General features: G+C 71.3%; 22 protein-coding genes. 14 read left to right on the plus strand and 8 right to left on the minus strand.

The window, feature by feature from the left end; all coding sequences use genetic code 11:
- The first annotated feature begins 116 nt into the window (after positions 1-116).
- The 3 genes from OIE47_RS01110 to OIE47_RS01120 all read left to right on the plus strand — a co-directional run bounded on the left by OIE47_RS01110 (position 117) and on the right by OIE47_RS01120 (position 1,399).
- Positions 117-527, plus strand: a complete 411-nt coding sequence (locus tag OIE47_RS01110) for a DUF2795 domain-containing protein (RefSeq protein ID WP_326559581.1) — start codon at positions 117-119, stop codon at positions 525-527.
- A gap of 63 nt (positions 528-590) precedes the next feature.
- Positions 591-1,055, plus strand: coding sequence for an SRPBCC family protein (locus OIE47_RS01115; protein WP_326559582.1), 465 nt, complete (start codon positions 591-593; stop codon positions 1,053-1,055).
- A gap of 86 nt (positions 1,056-1,141) precedes the next feature.
- Positions 1,142-1,399, plus strand: coding sequence for a hypothetical protein (locus OIE47_RS01120; protein ID WP_326559583.1), 258 nt, complete (start codon positions 1,142-1,144; stop codon positions 1,397-1,399).
- 36 nt (positions 1,400-1,435) lie between these two features.
- Here the strand turns inward: OIE47_RS01120 and OIE47_RS01125 are convergent, their stop codons facing one another.
- Positions 1,436-2,632: an MFS transporter gene (locus OIE47_RS01125; protein ID WP_326559584.1), complete on the minus strand. Its 1,197-nt coding sequence runs from the start codon at positions 2,630-2,632 to the stop codon at positions 1,436-1,438.
- A gap of 173 nt (positions 2,633-2,805) precedes the next feature.
- Between OIE47_RS01125 and OIE47_RS01130 the strand changes: the two genes are divergently transcribed.
- Positions 2,806-3,018, plus strand: a complete 213-nt coding sequence (locus tag OIE47_RS01130; RefSeq protein WP_326559585.1) for a hypothetical protein — start codon at positions 2,806-2,808, stop codon at positions 3,016-3,018.
- Positions 3,019-3,067: 49 nt separating this feature from the next.
- Here the strand turns inward: OIE47_RS01130 and OIE47_RS01135 are convergent, their stop codons facing one another.
- Complete coding sequence (locus OIE47_RS01135) at positions 3,068-4,330, minus strand: mechanosensitive ion channel family protein (RefSeq protein WP_326559586.1); 1,263 nt, start codon at positions 4,328-4,330, stop codon at positions 3,068-3,070.
- On the opposite strand from OIE47_RS01135, the gene OIE47_RS01140 reads away from it, so the two are divergent.
- Genes OIE47_RS01140 through OIE47_RS01150 form a run of 3 tightly spaced genes read left to right on the plus strand, consistent with a single transcriptional unit; the run spans position 4,330 to position 7,346 of the window.
- The gene (locus OIE47_RS01140) at positions 4,330-4,506 is read left to right on the plus strand and encodes a hypothetical protein (RefSeq protein WP_326559587.1); all 177 of its coding nucleotides are present in this window, start codon (positions 4,330-4,332) and stop codon (positions 4,504-4,506) included. The two genes, OIE47_RS01135 and OIE47_RS01140, sit on opposite strands and share 1 nt — an antisense overlap.
- Positions 4,507-4,515: 9 nt before the next feature.
- Positions 4,516-6,663 (plus strand): SpoIIE family protein phosphatase, encoded by a 2,148-nt coding sequence (locus OIE47_RS01145; protein WP_326559588.1) that lies wholly within the window; start codon positions 4,516-4,518, stop codon positions 6,661-6,663.
- 5 nt (positions 6,664-6,668) lie between these two features.
- Positions 6,669-7,346: an HAD family hydrolase gene (locus OIE47_RS01150; RefSeq protein WP_326559589.1), complete on the plus strand. Its 678-nt coding sequence runs from the start codon at positions 6,669-6,671 to the stop codon at positions 7,344-7,346.
- A 26-nt stretch (positions 7,347-7,372) separates the two neighbouring features.
- Here OIE47_RS01150 and OIE47_RS01155 read toward each other — a convergent pair whose 3' ends face one another.
- Positions 7,373-8,371 (minus strand): anti-sigma factor RsbA family regulatory protein, encoded by a 999-nt coding sequence (locus tag OIE47_RS01155; RefSeq protein ID WP_326559590.1) that lies wholly within the window; start codon positions 8,369-8,371, stop codon positions 7,373-7,375.
- A gap of 122 nt (positions 8,372-8,493) precedes the next feature.
- Here OIE47_RS01155 and OIE47_RS01160 point away from each other — a divergent pair, with 122 nt between their 5' ends.
- Positions 8,494-8,967, plus strand: coding sequence for an OsmC family protein (locus OIE47_RS01160; protein ID WP_326559591.1), 474 nt, complete (start codon positions 8,494-8,496; stop codon positions 8,965-8,967).
- Positions 8,968-9,065: 98 nt separating this feature from the next.
- Here OIE47_RS01160 and OIE47_RS01165 read toward each other — a convergent pair whose 3' ends face one another.
- Complete coding sequence (locus OIE47_RS01165) at positions 9,066-11,999, minus strand: carbohydrate-binding protein (RefSeq protein ID WP_326559592.1); 2,934 nt, start codon at positions 11,997-11,999, stop codon at positions 9,066-9,068.
- Between the two features lie 323 nt (positions 12,000-12,322).
- Here OIE47_RS01165 and OIE47_RS01170 point away from each other — a divergent pair, with 323 nt between their 5' ends.
- Positions 12,323-13,753, plus strand: coding sequence for a glycoside hydrolase family 6 protein (locus tag OIE47_RS01170; RefSeq protein WP_326559593.1), 1,431 nt, complete (start codon positions 12,323-12,325; stop codon positions 13,751-13,753).
- A gap of 173 nt (positions 13,754-13,926) precedes the next feature.
- Positions 13,927-14,505: a general stress protein gene (locus OIE47_RS01175; protein ID WP_326559594.1), complete on the plus strand. Its 579-nt coding sequence runs from the start codon at positions 13,927-13,929 to the stop codon at positions 14,503-14,505.
- Positions 14,506-14,564: 59 nt separating this feature from the next.
- On the opposite strand, the gene OIE47_RS01180 is transcribed toward OIE47_RS01175, so the two are convergent.
- Both OIE47_RS01180 and OIE47_RS01185 read right to left on the minus strand, forming a co-directional pair.
- Positions 14,565-15,149, minus strand: a complete 585-nt coding sequence (locus tag OIE47_RS01180) for a DUF1684 domain-containing protein (protein ID WP_326559595.1) — start codon at positions 15,147-15,149, stop codon at positions 14,565-14,567.
- Positions 15,150-15,182: 33 nt separating this feature from the next.
- Positions 15,183-15,707 carry a GNAT family N-acetyltransferase gene (locus tag OIE47_RS01185; protein WP_326559596.1) on the minus strand — a complete coding sequence of 175 codons (525 nt, stop codon included), beginning with the start codon at positions 15,705-15,707 and terminating at the stop codon, positions 15,183-15,185.
- 182 nt (positions 15,708-15,889) lie between these two features.
- On the opposite strand from OIE47_RS01185, the gene OIE47_RS01190 reads away from it, so the two are divergent.
- The gene (locus OIE47_RS01190; protein ID WP_326559597.1) at positions 15,890-16,390 is read left to right on the plus strand and encodes a MarR family winged helix-turn-helix transcriptional regulator; all 501 of its coding nucleotides are present in this window, start codon (positions 15,890-15,892) and stop codon (positions 16,388-16,390) included.
- 9 nt (positions 16,391-16,399) lie between these two features.
- Positions 16,400-17,389 (plus strand): pirin family protein, encoded by a 990-nt coding sequence (locus OIE47_RS01195; protein WP_326559598.1) that lies wholly within the window; start codon positions 16,400-16,402, stop codon positions 17,387-17,389.
- A gap of 214 nt (positions 17,390-17,603) precedes the next feature.
- Here the strand turns inward: OIE47_RS01195 and OIE47_RS01200 are convergent, their stop codons facing one another.
- Positions 17,604-18,524, minus strand: coding sequence for an NmrA family NAD(P)-binding protein (locus OIE47_RS01200; RefSeq protein WP_326559599.1), 921 nt, complete (start codon positions 18,522-18,524; stop codon positions 17,604-17,606).
- Between the two features lie 103 nt (positions 18,525-18,627).
- Here OIE47_RS01200 and OIE47_RS01205 point away from each other — a divergent pair, with 103 nt between their 5' ends.
- Both OIE47_RS01205 and helR read left to right on the plus strand, forming a co-directional pair.
- Complete coding sequence (locus tag OIE47_RS01205) at positions 18,628-19,200, plus strand: TetR/AcrR family transcriptional regulator (protein ID WP_326559600.1); 573 nt, start codon at positions 18,628-18,630, stop codon at positions 19,198-19,200.
- Positions 19,201-19,331: 131 nt separating this feature from the next.
- A complete protein-coding gene (gene helR, locus OIE47_RS01210) occupies positions 19,332-21,470 on the plus strand; it encodes an RNA polymerase recycling motor ATPase HelR (protein WP_326562964.1) in 2,139 nt (712 codons plus the stop codon).
- A gap of 50 nt (positions 21,471-21,520) precedes the next feature.
- Here helR and OIE47_RS01215 read toward each other — a convergent pair whose 3' ends face one another.
- Positions 21,521-21,652, minus strand: a complete 132-nt coding sequence (locus OIE47_RS01215; protein WP_326559601.1) for a hypothetical protein — start codon at positions 21,650-21,652, stop codon at positions 21,521-21,523.
- Between the last annotated feature and the right edge of the window lie 113 nt (positions 21,653-21,765).

Below are 21,765 nucleotides of genomic sequence, written 5' to 3' on the forward strand. Positions count from 1 at the left end.
CGTCGGCCAACCCTCACTCTTCCCGGCACCACCGCCCCCAAACGCGTTCGCCCAGTTCAGGGGCGACCGACCGGCGATTCGGTTTACCGGGTGGGCCTCGGGGTAGCGCATAGGACATGGACCGGGGCAACAGCAAACACGGACCGCGGCTCGACGACGAGATGAGCCGGGAGGTCGCCAGCACGGTGAACAACACCGCCGGCTCCCGAGCCGAGGAGTGGCGTGAGCCGGAGCCCGCTGGCGAGGACCAGCCGGGCTCGACCAGGGCGCCGAGTGCCGACACCCGCTCCGGGGCGCCCGCGGGCATGACCTCGGTCGAGGTCGAGGAGCGCAGCCGGCTGGGCCGTTTCATCAGCCTGTCCGCGCTGCCCGGTGACCGGGACGCGTTGCGCCGCAGCGCGGAGAACAACGAGGCGCCGGACGAGATACTCGCCCAGTTGGACCAACTGCCCCCGGACACCGAGTTCCGTACGGTCTCCGAGGTCTGGGCGGTGCTCGGGCATCCGAACGAGACACAGCGCTGGTGACCCGTCCCCGCGTACACGCGGGATGCGGTGGGTTTCCGGCAGACGAGGAAGGAAGTCAGTCAGATGAGTGCGGTAACCGAATCCGTGGACGTGGCCGTCCCCGTACGGACCGCGTACGACCAGTGGACCCAGTTCGAGGACTTCCCCCGTTTCATGGAGGGAGTCGAGGAGGTCCGCCAGGTCTCCGACACGATGACCCACTGGAAGGTCGGGATCGTCGGGGTGGAACGTGAGTTCGACGCCCGGATCACCGAGCAGCTACCCGACGAGCGGGTGGCATGGACCTCCACGAACGGCACCAACCAGGCCGGCGTGGTGACCTTCCACCGGCTCGACGACGGGCACACCCGGGTCACCCTCCAGCTCGACTTCGAGCCGCAGGGCATGACCGAGAAGGCCGGCGACAAGCTCGGCATGGTGGACCGCCGGATCAAGGGCGACATGCAGCGGTTCAAGAACTTCATCGAGGCTCGCGGCGGTGTCGAGACCGGCGCCTGGCGTGGCCAGGTGGACCGGCCGCAGCCGTAGGAACCCTCGAAATCGACCGGTGCCCGTCGGGATCTCCCGGCGGGCACCACCGGTTTGCCGGTCCGGTCGCCGGGTACGGCCAGAGCATGACCGACAACGACAGCTCCGTCTGGCGCGACGACGAACGCCTACCCCTGCGGGACCTGGAGCGCGCGATGGGCGCGTCGACGGGTGACGGCCAGGTGGACGACATGACCGGCAACGAGGCGGGCGCGGAGGCGACGTTCGGCAACGGAGCCGAGGCGGACGACGTACTGCCGAGCGACGAGGCCGCCCGGGAGGAGATGACCGACCCGGAGCGCGCCTACCGGCCGTCGACCACCGGTCGCAACGGCCCGTCCTGACCTGGGCTCTGGTCAGGCGGACTGCGCAGGCGTTGGTCAGGCCGGGACGGTCCGGGTGCGTGCCCGGCGGGTGGAGGCGAGGTAGAGACCGAGCAGGATCAGCGAGAGCACCAGTAGGGACGGCCCGAGCGTCTCGACGCCGAGCCGGCTGAGCAGGACCCCGATTCCGGCCGGGAGCAGGGCGCCGCCGAGACCGGCGGCGCCGATCTGCAGGCCGATCGTCCGGTCCGCGTGCGCGACGCCGACCCGGTCGGCCGTGGTCAGGGTGAGCAGCGGGAAAACCGGGGCCGCGGCGAAGCCGATGATGGCGAGCCCGGTCACCGCCAGTGCGCCCGGCCCCGGTACGGCGACCAGCGCCGCACCCACGGCCATCCCGATCAGGCTGCCCCGGAGCACCGCGACGCTGCCCAACCGTTCGGCGACCAGCCCCTGCACGACTCGCCCGACGAACAGGCTGCCCCAGTAGATCGAGACGCAGATGCCGGCGACCGTCGCGCTGACGTGACGTCCCTCGGTGAGCAACAGGAAGGCCCAGAGTCCGGCGCCCACCTCGACGCCGACGTAGACGGCGAACGCCAGGGCCCCGGTCCAGACCGCCGGCAGGGCGAGGGTGGCGGCGATCGGTAGCCGGGTCGGTCCGGCTGCGTGCTCCGACGTCCCGTCCGGCGTCACCGTGCGGCGGTCCCAGGCCCGTACGGTGAGCACGAACGCGAGGGCGAGCAGGACCTGAGCGCTGGCGACGATGCCGTACCCCCAGCGCCAGGAGAGTCCGGCACTGATCGCACTCGTCATGATCAACGGGCCGAGGGCCACCCCGAGGCCGAAGAACGCGTGCAGCCAGTTCATGTGTCGGGGCCCGAAGGCGCTCGCCGCGTACGCGTTGAGCCCGGAGTCGACCGCACCGGAGCCGAGCCCCAGCACCAGCGCGCTGACGATCATGACGGTCAGTACGGGCGCCAGCGCGTACCCGGTCAGGGCGATGCTGGCCAGCGCGGTGCTGCCGGCCAGTAGCCACCCGACCCCGACCCGGGCGAGGGTGAAACCGGCCGCGACGCTCGACGTCAGGTAACCGATCGTGCCGGCGGTGAGCAGGAGCCCGACGGCTTCGGTCGGCACCCCGAAGGCGGCGCGGATCGACGGCCAGCCGACGCCGAGCAGGCCGTCGGGCAGGCCGAGGCTGACGAAGGCCAGGTAGGCCAGGATGAGCAGGGCGGGGCGGGGGCGGTTTGGCACGTCTCGCGATCTTTCCGGATCCCCGGCCGCCGCCGCTACCCGGAATATTCAGCAACCGGAGTATTGCCGCTTCCGGTACGGCGGGCCCCGGAGCCATCTAATCCGGACAGCTCCCCCAGAATCGGCCGATCGGACGACGGGCGAACGGGAAAACACCCGGCAGAATTCTTGAGATGCATGAACGCTCCGGTCTGCTCTCCGCGCGTCAACGCCGCCTGGCCTGGGTCGGCTTCCTGCTGACCGCGCTCCAGGCCCCCGTTGCCGCCCAGGTCCTGCCCGACGCCTCCTGGCTGTTCAGCATCGTGGTGGCGCTGATGGTGGCGACAACGATCCTCGCCGACGACGCGATGCGCCGCCGGCCGGCGGAGGCCACACCGGCCGAGTAGTCCGGCCCGACCCCACACCGGAACCCTCGGCCGGACGCGGGACCCGGACCTACCGGGACGCCTCGTCGGCGCCGCCGGTGGGCCGCTCGGGGGCCGGCGTCAGCAGGTCGGACGGGTGGCTGGCGGCACCTTCCGTGAGCGGGTTCGGCTGGTAGGCGGGCACGCCGTCCGTTGACGGTGCCACCGAGGCCAGCCCCTCCGGCGCCACCTCGTACCCGGCCGCCAGCACGTCCGGCAACGGCTCGTACGCGGTCGAGATCCCGTCCGGCAACGGCTCGTACGCGGTCGAAATCCCGTCCGGCAACGGCTCGTAGCCGGCCGTGAGCGTGTCCGGAAGCGGCTCGTACGGGGTCGAGATCCCGTCCGACAGCGGCTCGTAGGCGTTCAGCCCGTCCGTCGCGGGGTCGTACCCGCCGGTCGGACCGGACGAGGCCGGCTCGTACGAGCCCAGCAGGCCGTCCGGGGCCGGCGAGGTCGGCACGTCGGCCAGGGTGGGATCGGCCAGGGTGGGGACGGCCGAGGTGGCTCCGGTCAGTGGCGGGACCGACGCACGGGCGGTGACCGCCGGCTCGGCGTACGGCGAACCGGGGTCCGTGCCGCGCGGGTACGCCTCGGCACGTGCCCGACGCTGCCGGGCCTCGTCGGCCACCCGCCGCAGCCACTCCTCCCAGCGCACCCGCATCGGGCCGACCAGACCCCCGCCGACACCGACGATCAGGATGCCGGCCACGGTGGCGAGCAGGGTGACGAGGACCGGCACGGTGACCACCCGGGCCACCCCGGTCTGCACGAACGCGGCGATCACCCCTAGTGCGATGACCAGGAGCGACACCACGTCGGCCAGGAGCCGGCCGTAGGAGACCCGGCCCAGCGCGTCGGTGATCAGGTCGTGCACCGCGTTGGCGATGACCACGGAGACCGCCACCACCACGAGCGCGACGAAGGCCTGCGGCAGCCAGCCGACCACGGCTTCGACCAGGTCGTGTGCCGGGTTGGGACCCCAGATCGCGAACGCCAGCCGCAGGGTGAACAGCAGCAACAGGTAGTACGCCACCCGGGCGAGGACGGTGGCCGGCCGGTACCGGGTACGGGCCACCAGCCGCCCCAGCCCGCCACGCTGGACGACCTGGTCGAAGCCGAACCGGTCGAGCAGCCTGATCGCCATCCGCAGGACGAACCGGGCCAGCAGCCAGCCGAGCATCAGGATGCCCGCGCACCCGATCAGTCGGGGCACGAACAGCAGCACCGAATTCCAGATCTCGGTCAGCTCGGTGGCGACTTCGACCTGCCGTACCGCGAGGATTCCCGGCATTGGCGTCCCTCCCGTCACTGGACCACCGCCGCCCGCGTACCCGGCTGGCCCTGGTTCATTCCGGACCCGGCGGCGGCGTACGGCGGCTCGCGTACCGCGGTGTCCCCGATCCGGTGGAAACGCCGGAACCGTCCCGCGGCCCGTTGATCGACGGCGGGTTCGTGCCGGCCGGTTAGGCTGCTGTCATGCCAGGCTCGGTCGGGCGGGTTCCCGCTCCCCCCTCCCGGCGGACCGGTCTGTCCCCGACGCCCGAATCATCCCGGGAGCCCGACGCGGGGATCCGATGGGCGGACACGCCCCTGGGGCCAGCCGACCGGTGGGACCCGGCCCTGCGTGCGGTGGTCGACCTGGTGCTCTCCGCGTCCGTGCCGATGACCCTCGCGTACGGCGACGACCTCACGCTGATCTACAACGACGGCTACGCGCAACTCATCGGTGGCAAGCACCCGGGCGCGTTCGGCCGTCCCGCCGCCGAGGTCTTCCGCGAGATATGGCACCTGCCCGGCGTGGGTGACGAGATCGAACGGGTCTACCGCACCGGCACGAGCTACCTGGAGAAGGAAGGCCAGCTACCGGCGGAGCCCGGCGAGCCGGACCACGCCGACCAGGTGGTCTTCACCCGGGGTTACTCGCCGGTCCGGGACGGCGAGGGACGGATCATCGGCACCCTGGTCATCGCCGTCGAGAGCACCCAGGTCACCCGGCGGCTACAGAGCCTCAGCGAGCTGGCCAGCGCGCTGTCGGGCACCCTCACCCTGGACGATGTGGCCCGGGCAGCCCTGCGGTACGCCCTGGAGTCGTTCGACGCCGACCAGGTCGCGTTCGGTGTGGACGACGGGGTCGACTGGCGCGGCGTACGGCGGGTCCGGGGCGAACTGCTCGACGAGGCCGACGAACGCCTCCCCCCGCTGTGGCGTACGTACCCGCCGGAGTCCCCCGCCCCGCTGATCGGCACCGCCATCGCCGGGACCCCGCGCTACTGGAACAACGGTCAGCCGCTGCTGCCGACCGCCACCGACCGGCACGACGAGAAGATCCAGGCGCTGGCCGCGCTGCCGCTGCGTACCGTGTCGCTGCGCGGGGCGCTGACGGTCGGCTACCGCAGCCCCCATCCGTGGTCACCGGCGGAGCGGGCACTGCTGACCGCCGCGGCGGAACTGGTGGCCCAGGCCGCCGAGCGGGCCCGCCGGTTCGAGAACCAGCACGGCACCGCCCAACTGCTGCAACGCAGCATGCTGCCGGAGAACCTGCCCGACCTGCCGAGGCTGCGGCTGGCCGCCCGGTACGACACCGGGGTCGACGGCAACGCCGCCGGTGGCGACTTCTACGACGCCTTCCGGCTCAGCGGGGGCAGGTTGGCGGTGGTCCTCGGCGACGTGGCCGGGCACGACGTGCACGCCGCCGCGATGATGGGCCAGGTACGGGCCGCGCTGCGCGCCCTGGCGCTCAGCGACCCGGACCCGGCGGCAGTCCTGTCCGGCCTGGACCGGCTGGTGGAGAGCCTGGGCACCGACGCCCGGCGGGACGAGCTGTTCGTCACCGTGGTGTACGGGGTGATCGAACCCGCCACCGGGCTGATGACCCTGGCCAGTGCCGGTCACCCGGCCCCGCTGCTGCGCCGCGCCCCGGCCGGCGGGCCGGTCACCGCCGAGTATCTCGAGGTGCATCCGGGGGTGCCGCTGGGACTGGGCGGTCATCGCCCGACCAGCACCCTGCCCTTCCTGCCCGGTGACACGCTGCTGCTGTTCAGCGACGGGGTGGTGGAGCGGCGGCAGCAGAGCCTGACCGACGGGTTCACCGCCCTCGCCACCGCCGTCGCCTCGGCCGCCGTCAGCGACCCCCGTACGCTCTGCGCGGTTGCCAGTGGGGCGGTGCCGGGGTCGAGCGAGGACGACGCCGCGGTGCTGGCGGTCGAGCACGCGCTGACCCCGAGCCGCTCGGCGGCGTTCGAGGTGCCGGCCGAGCCGACCGCACCGGGGCGGGTCCGGCAGTGGCTGACCACCCAGCTCACCACCTGGCAGGTGGCCGAGTCGGTGATCGGTGCGGCGGTCCTCTGCACCAGCGAGCTGACCACCAACGCGCTGCTGCACGCCGGGACGGCGGCGCGGGTGGAGATCGATCTGAGCCCGGAGCGGCTGCTGGTGTCCGTGGCCGACCAGGGCACCCGGGGGACCGTGACCCGGGCCCGTACCGACACCCTGAGCAGTCGGGGGCGGGGACTCGGGCTGATCGAGCAGCTCAGCGACGCGTGGGGGACCGACCCGACCGTACGCGGTTCGACCGTCTGGTTCGAGATACTGACAGCGGAGGGTGATCCCGACGTACACAGGTAGGTGGCATGGAGATCGACAAACCCGCAGGGGTGTTGTTCGACGTTGACGGCACGCTCGTCGACACCGCCTATCTGCACACCGTGAGCTGGTGGGAGGCACTGCGCCAGGCCGACCAGGAGATCCCGATGGCGGCCATCCACCGCGCCCTCGGTATGGGCTCCGAGCGGTTGCTGCAACACCTGCTCGGCCCGGAACGCGACCGGGACGCCGACGAGCGGATCCGGTACGGCCACGACAGCCTCTTCGCCGAGTTCTGGGACCGGCTGCGTCCCCTGCCCGGTGCGGCGGAGCTCCTCCGGGCCTGTTCCGCGCGTGGGCTACGGGTGGTGCTGGCCACCTCGGCGACCGAACGTGAGCTGGCCGCGCTCCGCGCCGCCCTGCTCGCCGACGACGTGATCGACGGCATCACCTCGGTCACCGACCCCGACGTGCGGGGGTCGGGTCCCGATCTGTTGGCGGCGGCCCTGGATCGGGCCGGGCTGGACCGCAGCCGGGTGGTCTTCGTCGGCGACTCGGTCTGGGACGTCGCCGCCGCCGGTGACCTCGACATCCCGTGCATCGCGTTGACCTGCGGCGGGACCGGGCGCAGCGAACTCGCCGGGGCCGGCGCGGCGGCCATCTTCGACGACCCGGCGGCCCTGCTGGCGGGCCTGTCCGACTCGCCGGTCGCCGCCCTCGGCTAGGACGTCGGTGGGACACCGACGCCCGGTCACCAGTTCATGTGCAGGCGTACGGTGGTCGACTCGTCGGTGGTGTGCACGTGGACCAGGTCGCAGAGGTGGTTGACCAGCAGCAGGCCCCGCCCCTGTTCGCTGGTGGGCGCCGCGGGCAGGAGACCGGCGAGCCGGTTGGTCAGCACGCTGGTGCCGATGACCTCGCAGACCATGCCGGTCGGCTCGGCCCAGACCCGCAGGACCGCCGGTTCACCGCCGTGCACGACCGCGTTGGTGGCGATCTCGTTCGTGGCGAGCCGCAGGTCGGCGACCCGGTCCGGGGCGAGACCGGCCTCACCGGCGAGCGCGGCGACCAGGGCCCGCATCCCGGCCATCCCGGCCCGGTCGAACAGCAGGGTCGACGGGGTCAGCGGCGGCTCGGACAACGGCCGGTTGAACGCGTCGACCACCGCCTCGGGGCTGCCGTAACCGGCGCTGCCCTGGGGTACACCGGCCCGGATCAGCACCGGATGGGTGCTGGCCGCGTCCGCGATCACGTCGGCGTTCAGCGCGACCGCGTCGTACGGGCACAGGATGCTGGCCGGCTCGTCGCCCAGGGCCAGGTTCACCAGCGCCTCGTGCTGCACACAGCGGGGGTACGCGACCGCTGCCCGGCCCGGCCAGATCGGCTCGACGACGATCCGTACCCGGGTGGTCGGGTGCTCGGCGAGGAAGGCGTGCAGGATGCCGGGGATGATCCAGCCCGGATTGCGCCCGGCGGTGGCCATGTCGACGTACCGCACCTCGGGCTTGTCGCCGTCGCCCGCCTCGCGCGGCACCTCGACCGCGTGGCGCGGGACAGCGATCGCCTCGACCGCCCGGCGCAGCGCCTCGTGTCGGGGTTCCGGAACGACGACCAGGACCGGCTCGGCCGAGGCCAGCCCGGCCTCGACGAACGTCCGTACGCCGGTGACGTAGTCGTCGTCGTCGCGGTAGAAGAGGGCTTCGTGGCGCAGGGCACCGGATCGGGACACGGCGCGCGGCACAATGGTCATCTGTCGTACCACCGGCCCACGCGCACCCCCGTTGTCCGCACCTCCGGTTGGCACCCTACGCGCGGCCGTTCGGCTTCCGCACGCGGAGATCGGATAGCCGTCTCTCGGCCGAAGGAGTGATCGTGCCCAGAACATCGCACCGCTACCCGCTGACGCTCACCTGGACCGGGGACCGGGGCAGCGGCACCGCCGACTACCGCGCGTACGGCCGGTCCCACGAGGTGACCGGGCCGGGTCTGCCGCCGCTGCTCGGTTCGGCCGATCCGACCTTCCGTGGCGAGGCCGACCGGTGGAATCCCGAACAGTTGCTGGTCGCCGCGCTGTCCCAGTGCCACCTGCTGGCGTACCTGCACGTCTGTGCGGTGGCGGGGGTGGTGGTCACCGGTTACGTGGACCAGCCGGAGGGGGTCCTCACCCGTACCTCGGGTGGGGGTGGGCACTTTACCGAGGTGGTGCTCCGGCCCCGGGTCACGGTGGCCGCCGCCGACCAGGTCGACCGGGCGCGGGAGTTGCACCGGGAGGCCAACCGGCAGTGTTTCATCGCCAACTCCGTCAACTTCCCGGTACGCCACGAGCCGGTGATCCTGCTGTCCTGACGGTGCCGACCGCCCCGGTCGCGGGCGCCGGGCTGGTGTCCGTGTCCGTGGTTGACGGACACCAGCCCGGCTTGCTCGGGTGGTGGTTGCTCAGCCGGTCACGGCAGCGTCCAGCGCTGGGCGCCGGTGCCGTTGCAGTCGTAGATCTGCAACTGGACCCCGTTGGTGAGGCTGGAGCCGGGGATGTCCAGGCAGCGGCCGGACTGCGGGTTACGGAGGCTGCCGTCGGCCTGGACGGTCCACTGCTGGGCGCCGCTGCTGTTGCAGGTCCAGAGGTGGATCTTCGTCCCGTTGACCAGACCGCTGGCCTGTACGTCCAGGCACTTGCCGAGTCCCCGGATGGTGCCGTCGGTGCCGACCGTCCAGGTCTGGTTGGTCGCCCCGTTGCAGTCCCAGGTCTGGACCCGGGTCCCGTCGGCGGTGCCGCTGGCGTTGATGTCGATGCACTTGTTCAGCGCCCTGATCGCACCGGTCCGGGGACCGGTGGGTCCGCCGGTGCCGATGCCCGGTCCGACGAAGGTGTAGCTGTCGATGTCCAGGATCGCCCCACCGCCCCCGGTGAAGACCAGGAACAGGTCGTGGGTCCCGTCGTCGGGGCGGGTCACCGGGGCGGTGACCTCGGTGTAGTTGTCCCACCCGCCGGTGTTCGGCACCGTCACCCGAGCCACCTCGGTGCCGGTGGTGGAGTCGTACCGGAAGGAGATCGTGCCGGTCGCGCCGCTGCCGTTGCTGACCCGCGCCTTGACCGAGTTGATGCCCTTGAGGCTGACCGCGTGGTGCTTGACCCACTCGCCGTTCTGGATGTCACCGAGCCGCTTGCCGCCCTCGGCGGCGGCCTGGTCGATGATCTGCGGACCGCCCAGCTGTACGAAGTGCTCGGCCTGCCACTGCTTGGGCCAGAGCGTGATCGTCTGTTCCCCGGTCAGCGGCACCGAACCCGTCGCACCCTGGTCGGTGTAGGTGGCCCGGACCACGAAGAAGAGCACCGAGTCGGGGCCGGCGTGCACCGGGCCGGTGTTGAAGGTGGCACTGCAACCGGTCCCCTCACCCTCCTCGTGGGCGTGGTCCTGGTGGCCGAGGGCGACCCGGATGATGACCCGGGAACAGTCGATCGCCCCCTCCTGCGGGTCGGTGGCCGAGGCGGTGACGGTGAAGTTCTGTCCCCAGTCGAACATGCCACCGGCCGGGATCGCGTTGATGGTCACGCTCGGCCGGCTGTTGCCGACGACAATCGGGACCAGGGTGGTGGCGGACCGGCCGGTGCCGTCGCTGACCGTGAGCCGGGCCCGCTTGTCCCCGTTGGTGGTGTACGTGTACGACGGGTTCGCCGCGGTCGAGTCCGTGGTGCCGTTGTTGTCGAAGTCCCAGGCGTACGTGATCGGGTCGCCGTCCGGGTCGGAGCTGCCGGCGCTCGAGAAGGTGACCGCCAGCGGCGCCGGGCCGTTGTCCCGGTTCGCGCTCGCCTGGGCGATCGGTGACCGGCCGCCCTGGACGTAGTTGATTTTGACCAGGCCGGCGTCGGCGGCGCCGGAGAAGTAGCCGCTGCCGTATTCGAGCAGGTAGAGCGAGCCGTCGGGGCCGAACTCCATGTCGATGGGGTGCACCAGGTTCATCCCGGCGAGTACCGGCTCGATGATCGTCGGGGTGCCGGTCGACGGGTTCCCGTTGTTGAACTGGACCTCCTTGATCCAGTTGCGGCAGTACTCGGAGATGAGGAGCTTGTTGTCGTAGTACTGCGGCCACTTCACGTCCGAGACCAGGTTCGGGTCGTAGTGGTAGACCTCGGTGTGGTTGGGCGAGCCGCAGCCGCCCGGGTTGTCCAGCGCGGGCCATTCCCGGCTACCGCCGTGCTGTTCCCAGACCAGCGCCGGCTTGGTCGGCGGCAACTGCTGGATGCCGGTGTTGCGCGGCGAGTTGTTCACCGGTCCGGTGGTGCCGCCGCAGGGGAACCAGCCGCGTGGTGCGTTGGCCGCGAAGTCCCAGTCGTTGTACGCGACGTTCGGCCCACCGCAGTACGGCCAGCCGTAGTTGCCCGGCCCGGTGGCCCGGTTGAACTCGTCGTACGCGGCCGGTCCCCGGTTGGCGAGGGTGGCACCGGCGTCCGGGCCGACCTCGCCCCAGTAGAGGGTGTTGCCGGCGCGCTTGTCGACCCAGATCCGGTACGGGTTCCGGGTGCCCATGATGTACACCTCGGGGCGGGTCCCGGCGGTCCCGGCGGGGAAGAGGTTCCCGCTCGGGACGGTGTAGGTGCCGTTGTTCTCCGGGTGGATCCGGTTGATCTTCCCGCGCAGGTCGTTGGCGTTGCCGGAGGTGCGCTGGGCGTCGTACTGGGCGTTGCGGGAGGTGCGTTCGTCGATCGGGGCCATCCCGGCGCTGTCGCCGCCGGAGTTGGTGTTGTCACCGACGGCGAAGTACAGGTTCCCGTTGCTGTCCCAGCTCATCGATCCGGCGGAGTGGCAGCAGAGTTCCCGCTCGGTCGGCCACTCGATGAGCATGTCCTCGCTGGCCGGGTCGAGAACGTTGGTGGTGGTGTTGAAGGTGAACCGGGAGATCCGGTTGACCAGCGGGGTCACCTTCGGCGAGTAGAACAGGTAGACCCACCGGTTGGTGGCGAAGCTCGGGTGCAGGGTGATCCCGATCAGGCCGTCCTCGAACCGGGCGTCGAGTTGCACGGTGAGCGCGACGGTGGTGACCCGGGTGGTGGGGTTGTAGAGGCGTACCTGGCCGCCGCCGGCGGTGGTGCCCCGGTTGATGTAGAGCACCTTGCCGTCGGGGAGCACGGACAGTTCGATCGGCTCACCCATGGACAGGCCACCGTCGAGCTTGACCTTCTCGAACCCGGTGGTCGGCGGCGGTGCGGCGGCGACCACCGGGGCCGCCTGCGCGACAGCGTTCACCGCCGGTTGGATCGCCGCCTGTGGCGCGGATGCCGCGACCGGCGTCGCGCCGGCCGGAGCAGCCCAACCGCCCAGACCGAGCACTGTGGACAGAGCGATGGCGCCGACCAGTGGCCGGCGAGGAATGCGTAGCACGAGACCTCCACGTACGTCAGGACGATCTCGGTGCCGCTCCCGCCGACCGGAGGAGACACCGCGGTGAGCAGACATTAGCGTCTTTCACTGCGATAGCCCAGAAGTTTCCGCCCTGTAACCAAAAGTTGGCGCGCCATCGACAGAAGTCGAACAACCAGGGGCGATCCGGACGCGGGGAAGACGGGCAGAACATCCACCAATGTCGTTGTGTTCGGACACGGGGTCTTCACATGGGTGTTACACCGCCGGTACGGTGGTCGATATCCGTGGGAGCGCTTCCATCCACGGCTCTCGATTTCATTCGCTACCGGAAAGGAACCCGCATGCGCAGACGATCAGCGCTCACCGCGGCCGGGGCCAGCACCACCGCCGCGCTGACGCTCGCCGTCGCCACCGTGGTCGGCCTCGACCTGATGCACCCCGGCACCGCCGCCGCGGCCGACTCCGTCTTCTATGTCGACCCGGCCACCAGCGCCGCCGTCTGGACCGCCGCCAACCCCGGCGACTCGCGCGCCGCCGTCATCCGCGACCGGATCGCCAGCGTGCCGCAGGGTCGCTGGTTCGCCACCTACAACCCGACCACCGTACGCGGACAGGTGGACTCGTTCGTCGGTGCCGCCGCTGCCGCCGGCAAGATCCCGATCCTGGTCGTCTACAACATCCCGAACCGGGACTGCAGTGGAGCCAGCAGCGGCGGAGCCCCCAACCACACCGCCTACCGGCAGTGGGTGGACCAGGTCGCGCTCGGTCTGGCCGGGCGCCCGGCCAGCATCATCCTGGAGCCGGACGTGCTCGCCCAGATGAGCAGCTGCCAGAACGCCGCCCAGCAGGCCGAGACCAGGGCCTCCATGGCGTACGCCGGCAAGCAGCTCAAGGCGGCCTCGGCCCAGGCGAAGGTCTACTTCGACGCGGCCCACTCGGCCTGGCTCGCCCCCGCCGAGATGGCCAACCGGCTGGTCGGCGCGGACATCGCCAACAGCGCCGACGGCATCTCGATCAACGTCTCCAACTACCGCACCACCGCCGAATCCGTCGCGTACGGCAAGAACGTCATCGCGGCCACCGGGATCTCCCGGTTGAAGATCGTGGTGGACACCAGCCGCAACGGCAACGGACCGGCCGGCGGTGAGTGGTGCGACCCGCCCGGACGGGCGATCGGCACCGCCAGCACCAACAGCACCGGTGACGCGGCGGTCGACGCCCTACTGTGGATCAAACTGCCGGGCGAGGCGGACGGCTGCATCGCCGGCGCCGGACAGTTCGTCCCGCAGCGGGCGTACGACCTGGCGATCGCGGCCGGGCCGGTTCCGACCACCCCGCCCACCACCCGCCCGCCGACCACCCCACCGGCAACCACCCCACCGCCCACCACCCCGCCCGCGACCACGCCGCCGGCCACCACTCCCCCGGCGACCACCCCGCCACCCACCACCCCGCCGGCCGGCGGCTGCCAGGTCGCCTACGTGCCCAACGTGTGGAGCGGCGGGTTCACCGCCGACGTCCGGCTGACCAACGGCAGCACCGCGGTCAACGGCTGGACACTCACCTTCACCGTCGGCTCCACCGTCCGACTCAGCAACGGGTGGAACGGCACCTGGAGCCAGTCGGGCAGCCAACTCACCGTCCGCAACGCGGCCTGGAACGGCAGCCTGCCGGCCGGTGGCACCGCCAGCGTCGGCTTCCAGGGCACCTACACCGGCACCCTGCCCGCACCGACCGCCTTCAACCTCAACGGCACCGCCTGCACCAGCTGACCCCCACCCAGCTGGAACGGAGCCCTGCGCCGCGTAATCGGGCGCAGGGCTCCCACGTGTGGTGACGGGACGCCAGGAACGGGACGACCGTCGGGGCCGCCCCATCGGCCGGCCGCTACGCGTTAGCGCCGTACCGGGGCGGGAAACCGTGGCGTTGACGAAGGAGGCAGCTGATGACCACACCCATGTCCTCTAGTGGGCGGGCAGCGATACCGGGCCTGCTCGGTGGTGGCTCCAACCTGCCACCCGGTCCGGCCGGCGGAGTGGGGATGCCGGGCGCCGGCGGTGCCGACAACCTCCGCCCGAGCGTGACCATGGCGTCGTATCCCGACTACTCCGGGGCGCAACAGGCGGTCGACTTTCTGGCCGACAACCGGTTCCCGGTGGAACGTACCGCCATCATCGGCACCAACCTCGCGTTGGTGGAAACGGTGCTGGGGCGGTTGACCACCGCACGGGCCGCCCTGGCCGGTCTGGCCACCGGTGCGTGGTTCGGGCTCTTCATCGGGCTGTTGTTCGGCATCTTCACCGTCGGCAACTGGTGGGCCGTGATCGTCGCCGGCCTGCTGATCGGTGCCGCCTGGGGAGCGATCTTCGGCGCCATCGCGCACGCGAGCACCGGTGGACGCCGCGACTTCACCTCGGCGGCCACCCTCCGGGCCCGCGAGTACGCGGTCACCGTCGACGCGGACCTCGCCGACCAGGCCCGTCAGGTGCTGAGCCGGATGAACTGGCAACCCGCTCCCGGCTGATACGTCGGACCGAGGGCCCCTCGCCACCTCCGGAAGCGGTGGCCGGGGGTCCTTCGGCGTTACCGGTACTTCAGCTCGCCCGCGTTGATCGGGGCGGTCACCCGGTTCTCGATCGGGGCCAGCGGGCAGGCCCAGCGGTCGTCGTAGGCACAGCTCGGGTTGTACGCGTAGTTGAAGTCGAGACGGACCCGGTCCTCGGCCAGCACGGTGACTCCACGGCCGAAGGTGCCCTTGACCGTGTCGGTCAGGTAGCGGCCACCGCCGTACGACTCCGGGCCGCAGGTGCCGTCGCGGAAGGGCAGGAACAGGCCGCCGCCGTACGCCTCGATCCACCAGAGGGTCAGCGGACCCCACGGCGTCTGCGCGACCCCGACCCGGCGGTACTGCACGACCCCGTCGGGCCCGCCGGTGTCGATCCGCAGGGTGCCCTCCGCCGGCCGGACCGCGACCTCGACCACGGCCTCGGGATTCTCCGGGAAGTACCGCACGCCGGTGAACGCCGGCCGCTCGTCGGCCGGAACGGGCGACTGCGGGTGCCGGGCGAACAGTTCGTCGCGAGCGGCACGGAAGCCGGCCAGGTCCAGGTCGGAGAGGTAGAGCCGGGCCACCCGCTCGCGCCAGTCGCTGAGATCAAGTTCGTCCACCCGGCCCACGGTAGCCCGCCATCGGCGCCGTGGTCAGCCGTCCGTGGCCAACCGGCCGTGGATGTGTTCGTCGTAACGTTGCCGGTCGCCGTACCGGTACGACTCGCGCAGGGTCCCCTCCAGCGGGTAGCCGGCCTTCTCGGCCACCCGGCAGGAAGCGGTGTTCGCCACCGCGTGGCACAGCTCGATCCGGTGCAGCCCGAGTTGCTGGAACGCCCAACCGGTCACCGTGCCGACCGCCAGGGCCGCCAGACCCCGTCCCCGGACCGGGGCGAGCGTCCAGTAGCCGATCGAGCCGTCCCCGTCGTGGATCCGGTGCAGCGAGACCGAGCCGACCAGCGCCCCGGACGCCGGATCCGCCACCGCGAACGAGGCGTGGTCCCCGCTGGACCAGTCGGCCCGGCGCCGGACCCACTCCCGGGCGCCCTCGAGGCCCGCCGCCGCGCTCGGCGCGGCGTTCCACTGGGCGATCGCCGGCTCGCGCATGGCCGCCAGGACCTCGGGCGCGTCCTCCGACTCCCAGGGGCGCAGCAACAGACCGGGTACGGATATCTGCACAGGTTCCACGGTCGTGCAGTCTCGCATCCCGGGCCGGGCGGCGCCCCCGATTTCCCTCCCGAACGCGCCGACGGAGGCGTTCCCTTCAAACCCGTAGGACATGTCTTCCCGAGCTGAACGTGCCGATCGTCACCCGAGCAGCAGGTTTGTTTCTAATTTGAAAGAGTGCTACGGTTCCGTACGTGACACAGAGTTTGAACAGCGCTCAGCTCGCCTGCTGGCGCGCGTACATCGAGTCGAGCCAGCGGTTGTTCAACCAGCTCGAGGACGAGTTGCGCGCGACGAGCGAGCTGAGCCTCGCCGACTACCAGGTGCTGGTCCTGCTCTCCGAGACGCCCGGCCAGCGCCTGCGGATGGGTGAGCTGGCCGGGCAACTGGTCTTCTCGCCCAGCCGGCTGACGTACCAGGTCTCGAACATGGAAAAGCGCGGCCTGGTCACCCGGCAGCCGTGTCCCGCCGACCGGCGCGGCAGCGAGGCGGTCCTGACGGCCGCCGGCCTGCTCACCCTCCAGCAGGCCGCCCCGCAGCACGCGGCATCGGTACGCCAGCACCTGATGGACGACCTGAGCGAGGACGAGCTGACCGTCCTGACCCGGGTGTTCGAGCGGCTCGGCGAGCGCCTGGCCCCCACCCGTCCCTCCTCCACCGACTCCCCCACCAGCTCCGACCTCACCACCAGCTAGGAGACGACGATGCCCGCGATCACCGTGGAAAACGTGCTGGTCCTGCCGCGGCTGCCGCGACTCGACGAACAGACCACCGAATACCGGAAGGTGCGCCGGGTGATCACCGCACCGAGCGGCTTCGAGGGCGAGGGCTTCCCGGTCCGGCGCGCGTTCGCCGGTGTGCCGATGCCCGAACTCGACCCGTTCATCCACCTGGACCAGATGGGCGAGGTCGACTACGCGCCGGGTGAGCCGAAGGGCACCCCGTGGCACCCGCACCGGGGGTTCGAGACGGTCACGTACATCATCGACGGGATCTTCGACCACCAGGACTCCAACGGTGGCGGCGGCACCATCACCGACGGGGACACCCAGTGGATGACGGCCGGGAGCGGGCTGCTGCACATCGAGGCACCGCCGGAGCACCTGGTGATGAGCGGCGGCCTCTTCCACGGCCTCCAGCTCTGGGTCAACCTGCCCCGGGCGGCCAAGATGAACCCGCCGCGCTACCAGGACATCCGGGGCAAGGAGTCGGCCCTGCTGACCACCCCGGACGGCGGCGCGCTGCTGCGGGTCATCGCCGGTGAGATCGACGGCCACCAGGGACCGGGGTCGACCTTCACCCCGATCACCATCACCCACGTGACCGTCCAGCCCGGCGCCTCGGTCGACCTGCCCTGGCGTTCGGACTTCAACGCCCTGGTGTACGTGCTGGGCGGCCGGGGCACCGTCGGCACCGAGCGCAGGCCGGTGCACACCGGTCAGCTCGCGGTCCACGGGCCGGGTGAGGCGCTGCGGTTCGCCGCCGACGAGCAGCAGGACTCGAACACCCCGGTGCTCGACCTCTACATCATGGGCGGCCTCCCGATCCGGGAACCGGTCGCGCAGTACGGCCCGTTCGTGATGAACACCCGCGACGAACTGGTCAAGGCGTTCGAGGACTACCAGGCCGGACGCCTGGGTGTCATCCCCGCCGCACGGGTCCCGCACACCGACGGCCGTACCCCGCGCCCGTAACCCCCGGTGCCCGACGCCCCCGTACCGCACCGGTACGGGGGCGTCCGGGCTGCTGGGACCGCTTCGGGACCCCCGCCCGGAGCGGCAACGCGAAAATGTCGTACATCAAAGACGATGTACGTACCCGGCTGGGTATGTAGAGGGAAACAGCACGGTCACTTTCGGCGGGACTACGCGCTGTCACTGCCCCGTGAGGCCCTGGCCTCGGGCAGCGTCAGGGCCGCAGGTGGTCGTTCGCCCACTCCTCGAACGTGGTGAGTGGGATGCCGAGGGCCCGTGCGTACTCGGGGCGGGCGGGTTGTCCGGTCACGTTGATGCGCCCGTGCGAGACGCTGGCCCACGCCGGCATTCCTGCGGCGAGCGCCTCCTCCTCGGTCATGTCGGGCACGGCCACCTCGGTGCCCAGGGCACCGGAGAGGACCTTCGCGATCTCCGTCATGGTCAGGTAGTCGCTCGCCAGCTCCAGTTCGACCTCGTTGAACCGTTCGGGTTCGGCGATGGCCGCGGCGGCTGCCCTGCCGATGTCCCGGACCGCGACGAGGGAGAGCCGGGTCTGGGGCTTGAGGACGGTAGCCAGGCCGCCCTCGACACCACGGGGGAACAGGTACGCGACCGACGGCAGGAAGTTCTCCATGAACCAGCCCGGCTTGATGAGCGTCCAGTGTGCAAAGCCCGCGTCGCGTACCCGGTCCTGGATGCCGGCCTTGGTGGCGTAGTAGGACGCCAGGGACGCCCATCGGCCCTCGTCCCAGCCGGCGGTCTCGGTGTGCTGCCCGGCGCCGGAGACGGACGTGTGCACGAACTGCGGCACACCGGCGGCAAGCGCGGCCCCGATCAGGTTGGCGGCCTGGGTCAGCTCGCCGTCGAAGTCGAGACCGTCCTCCGTCATCCGGGGCATCTGCACGGAGAAGACGGCTCGGGCTCCCTGTGCGGCCCGGACCAGGGAGTCACGGTCGTCGAGGTCGCCGGTGGCCAGTTCGACGCCGAGAGCTTCGACGGCCCTCGCTCGCTCCGTTGCCGGGTCGCGGACCAGGGCCCGGACGGGTACGCCCGCCGCGAGCAGGGCACGGGTGGTGGCGCCACCCTGTTGTCCGGTGGCGCCGGCGACCAGGACGGGGGCGGATTCGGTAGCCATGAGGCTCCTCCTGAAGTGCGCGTTCACGAAACGGCGGGGTCCGCCGTTTACGCTTGGCTACGATACGGAGGACCCCGCCACTTAGCAACCCCGAGGTGAAGCCATGCCCGTCCAGCGCGCGGACGCCCGGCGCAACTACGCGCGCCTGCTCGCGGTGGCCGAGGAGGAGATCGCCGCGTACGGCGCGGACGCGTCCCTGGAGCAGATCGCCCGCCTGGCGGGAGTCGGCTCGGCCACCGTCCGCCGGCACTTCCCCACTCGGCACGCACTGCTCGAGGCGGTCTTCCGCGAACGGATCGAGCTCCTGTGCACCCAGGCCCGCGACCTGGCCGGCGCGGCCGACGCCCGAGCCGCGCTGCTGGAGTGGCTGGGCGCCGTCACCGCGTACGCGGCCACCATCCGGGGGCTGGCCGTGGCACTGACCCGCGACCGGGTGGCCGAAGCCGGGGTGGAGCACGAGCACTGCGCCACGGCGCAGCTCACCGAGGCGGGGAGACCACTGGTGCGCCGCGCCGTCGAGGATGGGGCGGTGGCACCCGGCGTGACCATCACCGACCTGCTCGCGCTCATCACCGGCATCGCCCTGGCCACGGAGAACCACCCCGACCCGGCCACCGAGGCGGGCCGGCTGCTCGACCTGACCGTGGTGGGAGTCAGCCCCGTCAGGGGCGGGTGAAGGAAAGAGGCATACCCACTCCTTCCACTCCTAACCTATACCGCACCCCGGGTCTTGCGGCAAGACCCCGGGTCTGCCGCAGAATCGCTGGCTGAGTCAGTACCTGCGGAAATGGGGATGCCGTGAACCTGGTGACCGAGAGCGTCTTCGACCTTCCGGACCGGCTGTCCGCCAAGGCGGACCCGACGCTGATCGCCCGCGACGAGCGGCACTTCGCGGCCATCACGGAGAGCCTCGACCGGACGATCACCGACCTGACCGAACGCCTCGACGCCGAACGCAGGGCGCCCGGCGGTGTCGGGCAGGCCGCGATGGACCGGGACCAGGAGATCCACCGGCTGACGGCCCGGCTGCGTACCCTGCGCCGCTACGGCTCGGACCTGTGCCTCGGACACATGGTCGACGCGGACGATCCCGAGCCCGTGTACGTCGGACGACTCGCCCTCACCGACAGCGCGGGTCGGCGACTGCTCCTGGACTGGCGCTCCCCGGCCGCCGAGCCGTTCTTCGGCGCGACCCACGCCAACCCGATGGGTTTGACGAGTCGCCGCCGGTACCGCTGGACCCGGGGCCGGATCACCGACTACTGGGACGAGGTGTTCACCCCCGACGGGTGGGAGGGGCACGCCGCGCTCGACGACCAGTCCGCGTTCATCGCCAGCCTGGGCAGCAACCGGTCAGCCAGGATGCGGGACGTGCTCGGCACGATCCAGGCCGACCAGGACGCCATCATCCGGGCGGGATCGCGGGGCGCCCTGGTGGTCGACGGCGGTCCGGGTACGGGCAAGACGGTCGTCGCGCTGCACCGGACCGCGTACCTGCTCTACTCCGACCCCCGGCTCGGTCACCGGCGCGGTGGCGTGCTGTTCGTCGGTCCGCACCAGCCGTACCTGGCCTACGTCGCCGACGTACTGCCCAGCCTCGGCGAGGACGACGTGCAGACCTGCACCCTGCGGGACTTCGTCGCCGAGGGGGCCACGGCGGTGATCGAGGCCGACCCGGACGTGGCCCGGCTGAAGTCGTCCGCGAACCTGGTACGGGCGATCGAGGCGGCGGTGAGGTTCTACGAGGAGCCGCCGACGAAACCGATCACGGTCACGACCGAGTGGTCCGACCTCCGGTTGGACGCCGACGACTGGGCCGAGGCGTTCGAAACCCCCGATCCCGGTACGCCGCACAACGAGGCGCGGGACCAGATCTGGGAGAAGCTGCTGGAGATCCTGGTCGACAGGTACGACGGCGACGAACCGGAGGCCCTGCTCGTCCGGTCGCTGCGGAGCAACCGGGACCTGCTCGCCACCTTTAACCGCGCGTGGCCGCTGCTCGAGGCGGCCGACCTGGTCGGGGACCTGTGGTCGGTACCCGCGTACCTGCGCAAATGTGCGCCCTGGCTCGGCGCCGACGACATCCGGAAGCTCCGGCGCGCGGAGGCTCAGGCGTGGACGGTGTCCGACCTGCCACTGCTGGACGCGGCACGCCAGCGCCTCGGCGACCCGGAGGCGTCACGGCGTCAGCGTCGACACACCGCCGCTCTCGCCGCCAAACGCGAGCAGGTGGAACGGGTCGTCGAGGAGCTACTGGAGGCCGAGGACGACAACGAGGGCGCAATGATCATGCTGCACGGGCGGGACCTGCAGGACGCCCTGGTCGAGGAGCCCGCACTCGCCGACACCGACCCGGACCTGCTCGCCGGGCCGTTCGCGCACATCGTCGTGGACGAGGCCCAGGAGCTGACCGACGCGCAGTGGCAGATGCTGCTGCTGCGGTGCCCGTCCCGAAGCTTCACCATCGTCGGGGACCGCGCCCAGGCCAGGCACGGGTTCCCGGAGTCGTGGCAGGAACGCCTCGAACGGGTGGGGATCGACCGGATCAGCCTCGCCTCCCTGAGCATCAACTACCGGACGCCGAAAGAGGTGATGGCGGAGGCCGAGCCGGTCATCCGTGCCGTACTGCCGGACGCCAACGTGCCGACGTCGATCCGCGGCAACAACATCCCCGTCGTACACGGAGCGGTTTCCGATCTGGGTTCGATCCTCGACGGGTGGCTCGCCGAGCACGGCGAAGGGACCGCGTGCGTGATCGGCGATCCCACGTTCCGGGCGACGCCCCGGGTACGGTCGCTGACCCCGGAACTGTCCAAGGGGCTGGAGTTCGACCTGGTTGTCCTCGTCGACCCGGAGGGGTTCGGCACGGGGATCGAGGGCGCGGTGGACCGCTACGTGGCGATGACCCGCGCGACCCGGCAACTCGTCGTCCTCACCGGTTCCTGACAACGCCGCTGGTGTCCTCCGTCGCGGCGGAGGACACCAGCGATTCGCGATCAGGCGGAGACCGCGAAGATCCCCACCACACCGAGCACCACCATCACCAACACCGCGACCAGGGCGCCCCGTTCGCCTTCGACCGCCTGATCGGGCTGCTCCGGTGTGCTGTCTACAACCTCGCTGGCCATGTGCTGTCCCTCCCCTGTCCCTGCTCGAAACGGACGGTGTGGGCACGCCGACGTACCGGGCCCCGCCACGTCCTGGTGAACGCGTTGGTCACGCCCGTCGCTGGGAAGGGGGC

This window comes from Micromonospora sp. NBC_01796, from assembly GCF_035917455.1.
Classification (GTDB): Bacteria; Actinomycetota; Actinomycetes; order Mycobacteriales; family Micromonosporaceae; genus Micromonospora_G.

Excerpts from the sequence above, each read along its gene's own strand:
- OIE47_RS01110 (WP_326559581.1), top strand. The coding sequence starts at position 117 with ATGGACCGGGGCAACAGCAAACACGGACCGCGGCTCGACGACGAGATG.
- OIE47_RS01115 (WP_326559582.1), top strand. The coding sequence starts at position 591 with ATGAGTGCGGTAACCGAATCCGTGGACGTGGCCGTCCCCGTACGGACC.
- OIE47_RS01120 (WP_326559583.1), top strand. The coding sequence starts at position 1,142 with ATGACCGACAACGACAGCTCCGTCTGGCGCGACGACGAACGCCTACCC.
- OIE47_RS01130 (WP_326559585.1), top strand. The coding sequence starts at position 2,806 with ATGCATGAACGCTCCGGTCTGCTCTCCGCGCGTCAACGCCGCCTGGCC.
- OIE47_RS01135 (WP_326559586.1), bottom strand. The coding sequence starts at position 4,330 with ATGCCGGGAATCCTCGCGGTACGGCAGGTCGAAGTCGCCACCGAGCTG.
- OIE47_RS01145 (WP_326559588.1), top strand. The coding sequence starts at position 4,516 with ATGCCAGGCTCGGTCGGGCGGGTTCCCGCTCCCCCCTCCCGGCGGACC.
- OIE47_RS01150 (WP_326559589.1), top strand. The coding sequence starts at position 6,669 with ATGGAGATCGACAAACCCGCAGGGGTGTTGTTCGACGTTGACGGCACG.
- OIE47_RS01155 (WP_326559590.1), bottom strand. The coding sequence starts at position 8,371 with ATGACCATTGTGCCGCGCGCCGTGTCCCGATCCGGTGCCCTGCGCCAC.
- OIE47_RS01170 (WP_326559593.1), top strand. The coding sequence starts at position 12,323 with ATGCGCAGACGATCAGCGCTCACCGCGGCCGGGGCCAGCACCACCGCC.
- OIE47_RS01175 (WP_326559594.1), top strand. The coding sequence starts at position 13,927 with ATGACCACACCCATGTCCTCTAGTGGGCGGGCAGCGATACCGGGCCTG.
- OIE47_RS01195 (WP_326559598.1), top strand. The coding sequence starts at position 16,400 with ATGCCCGCGATCACCGTGGAAAACGTGCTGGTCCTGCCGCGGCTGCCG.
- OIE47_RS01200 (WP_326559599.1), bottom strand. The coding sequence starts at position 18,524 with ATGGCTACCGAATCCGCCCCCGTCCTGGTCGCCGGCGCCACCGGACAA.
- OIE47_RS01205 (WP_326559600.1), top strand. The coding sequence starts at position 18,628 with ATGCCCGTCCAGCGCGCGGACGCCCGGCGCAACTACGCGCGCCTGCTC.
- OIE47_RS01215 (WP_326559601.1), bottom strand. The coding sequence starts at position 21,652 with ATGGCCAGCGAGGTTGTAGACAGCACACCGGAGCAGCCCGATCAGGCG.